The sequence below is a fragment of the Actinomadura logoneensis genome (assembly GCF_003428695.1).
GTDB lineage: Bacteria > Actinomycetota > Actinomycetes > Streptosporangiales > Streptosporangiaceae > Spirillospora > Spirillospora logoneensis.
Window position 1 is genome coordinate 1 of sequence record NZ_QURH01000491.1, and the last position, 1,202, is coordinate 1,202.

General features: G+C 76.5%; 1 protein-coding gene. It reads left to right on the forward strand.

The window, feature by feature from the left end:
* A partial coding sequence (locus tag DZF91_RS23545; RefSeq protein ID WP_207661897.1) for an ABC transporter permease occupies positions 1–1,075 on the forward strand: 1,075 nt, incomplete at its 5' end.
* Between the last annotated feature and the right edge of the window lie 127 nt (positions 1,076–1,202).

Consider the following 1,202-nt stretch of genomic DNA (forward strand, 5'->3'; position numbering starts at 1 on the left):
CCCGGCAGACCCCGGCGCGGCACGCCCGGCGCCCGAGACGGCGGAACGAGGCCCGGCCGGTCCCGGCGGCCGGCGTCCCGGCGGGCGCGAATTCGGCTCGTGGGGTGCCGTGGGCCGGCTGGACGAGACGCATCCCTGGGCCGGGTTCGCGGTCCGCCGGGCCGGGCGCCTGGTCGTGTCGCTGCTGGTGCTGGTCACCGCCTCGTTCGCGATGATCCACCTGGTGCCGGGCGACCCGGTCCGCGCGGCGCTCGGCCCGACCGCCGACCCGCAGCTGGTCGCCGACCGCAGGCACGCGCTCGGGCTGGACCGCCCGCTGCTCGAGCAGTACTGGAACTTCCTGTCCGGGCTGGCGCACCTGCGCCTGGGCGACTCGATCAGCACCGACCTGCCGGTCGCGCAGGTCATCACCAGCCGCCTGCCCGCGACGCTGGAGATCGCCGTCCCGGCGTTCGCGCTGATCCTGGCCATCGCGGTCCCGGTGGGCATGGCCGCCGCCGTGCTGACGCGCGAGGGCCGGCGGCGCGGGACCGAGCTCGGCTTCGCCGCCGTCACCGGCCTCCTGGGCGCGGTGCCGGAGTTCCTGCTGGCGGTGGGCCTGGTCGCGGTGTTCGCGGTGGCGGTCCCGGTCCTGCCGGTGGCCTCGCGCGGCGGCGCGGCCTCCTACGTCCTGCCGATCGTGTCGCTGGCCGCCGTCCCCGCCGCCGCGCTCGCCCGGATCGTCCGGGTGGAGGCGCTGCGGGTGCTCGGCGAGGACTACATGCGCACCGCGCGGGCCAAGCGGCTGCCCGCCCGGCTGCGCTACCTGCGGCACGCGCTGCCGAACCTGCTGACCGCCTCGCTCACCCTCGGCGGCCTGCTGTTCACGTCGCTGATCACCGGGACGGTGCTGGTCGAGAACGTGTTCGCCTGGCCCGGCCTCGGCACCACCATCGTGCAGGCGATCACGCAGAAGGACTATCCGCTGGTGCAGGGCGTGGTGCTGGTGTACGGCACGGCCGCCCTGCTGATCACGTTCGCGGTGGACGTCGCCGTCGCCCTGGCCGATCCCCGTTCCACGATCCGCGGGAGCTGACGATGCCGTCGAAACAGTCACCCACCCTCTCCGCCGGTCTCCCGGCCACCGGCCCGGACGCCGACCGGGCCGACGCGCCGGCCGACGCCTCGGCCGACGGGCGGGGCGCCGTGCCCGGTGCCGAGCG